Raw genomic sequence first — 1,313 nt, forward strand, 5'->3', positions numbered from 1 at the left:
CCCGCCATCAGCCACAGGGTGTTGGCGCCGCGATAGTCGTTGCCGGTGGTCGGGTTGTAGGGCAGATGCCGCTCGCCCGGCTTCCACGGCTTGATCCAGGGGGCTGTCCCCTCCTTGAGCTGGTCGATGATGGTGTCGGCGACGGTCTGGACGAACTCACTCGACGCCATGGCCATGGCCCTCCAGCTCGTCGCCTAAGTCGGCGTTCGACTCCCAAGCGTCGGCCTCGGTCAGCGCAGTTTCCTCGAACGCGCCCAGCGCCTCGGCCTCGTCGGGATCGACCTCGACCACCACCCCTGGCGTGCCGAAGTCCGACAGGCTGGTGGAGAGGATCGCGTCCTGCTGGATGCGGATCGGCGCCTGTTCGGCGTCATTGGCCGCCGGGGGCAGTGCCCCGGTCGGAAGGCTGTTGTTGGACATTGCTCGTCCTCCGGTAAGCCGTGGTGTCAGCGGTATAGGGATCGGCTGGCGCCGCCTCGGGCACCGGCTGGGGGAAGGGCTGGCGCGGCGCTGCCGCGTCACCCGAAGCAGCGCCGGCCGCAAAGGTCACACCCGCGCCGTAGTAGCGGGCGACATAGCCGTTGCGGAACCCGCGCTCGAAACTGCCGGTGTTGTAGGCGCTGAGCGCCGCCTTCAACGCCTCCTGGCCGGGGCCGTGGCGCTCAACCGCCCGCCCATAGTTGGCGGTCAGGATCGCCGCACCGGCTTTCAGGTTGGTGCAGGGGTCGAACATCTGCTCGACCGTGTAGCCGAGCTTCGGCAGGTTTGCTGAGTTCACCTGCATAAGGCCGAGATCGACCGTGTAGCCGGCGGCCATTGCCGAGCTGGCCAACTTCACCGCGTCGGCCACATCGATGGCCGGTCGCGCCAGGGAAGCGCCGTTGATGTTGATCGCCAGGGGATTCCCCCCGCTCTCCACCCGGACGATCTCCTGCACGGTCTGCGGCGCCACGTCCGACGCACAGGCAAGAATGAGGTCGATCATGACGCCCCCTGCACAAGGATGGGACGCGCGGTGCCCTGGATGCTCTCCAGCGGCAACGCTCCGAAATAGCGGCTGTCGAAGGATGCCGGGTGATGGGAGGACACCACCCACACGGTGCCGGTCTCGACCCGGTAGCGGCCGGGCGGCAGCACCGGCATCGGCCGGTCGGCGCCGTCCGCGGCGAGCGGCCGGCTGTTGGTCAGCAGCACGCCGTTCACCCGAACCCCCTCGGCCGTCAGCTCCACCTCGTCGCCGGCCTGGGCGACGATGGGCTTGAACAGCGGTTGATAACCGCCGGGGCAGGACCCCGCCGGCACATAGCCGCGCT

4 protein-coding genes are annotated in these 1,313 nt (G+C 68.8%); all 4 read right to left on the reverse strand.

All coding sequences use genetic code 11. The features are described from left to right. Positions 1 to 176, reverse strand: a 176-nt coding sequence (locus tag I71_RS35610) for an ArdC-like ssDNA-binding domain-containing protein (RefSeq protein ID WP_199902113.1), incomplete at its 3' end; no start/stop codon positions are given. Then, positions 157 to 420 (reverse strand): hypothetical protein, encoded by a 264-nt coding sequence (locus tag I71_RS05280; protein ID WP_042691781.1) that lies wholly within the window; start codon positions 418 to 420, stop codon positions 157 to 159. The genes I71_RS05280 and I71_RS35610, both read right to left, overlap by 20 nt. Further along, on the reverse strand, positions 371 to 985 hold the full coding sequence (locus I71_RS05285) for a lytic transglycosylase domain-containing protein (protein WP_049975934.1): 615 nt from the start codon (positions 983 to 985) through the stop codon (positions 371 to 373). The genes I71_RS05280 and I71_RS05285 overlap by 50 nt, the downstream gene beginning before the upstream one ends. Further along, positions 982 to 1,313, reverse strand: a 332-nt coding sequence (gene traF / locus I71_RS05290; RefSeq protein WP_042691784.1) for a conjugative transfer signal peptidase TraF, incomplete at its 5' end; no start/stop codon positions are given. The genes traF and I71_RS05285, both read right to left, overlap by 4 nt.

It is taken from the genome of Azospirillum sp. B506, from assembly GCF_000333595.1.
Classification (GTDB): domain Bacteria; phylum Pseudomonadota; class Alphaproteobacteria; order Azospirillales; family Azospirillaceae; genus Azospirillum.

Excerpts from the sequence above, each read along its gene's own strand:
- I71_RS05280 (WP_042691781.1), bottom strand. The coding sequence starts at position 420 with ATGTCCAACAACAGCCTTCCGACCGGGGCACTGCCCCCGGCGGCCAAT.
- I71_RS05285 (WP_049975934.1), bottom strand. The coding sequence starts at position 985 with ATGATCGACCTCATTCTTGCCTGTGCGTCGGACGTGGCGCCGCAGACC.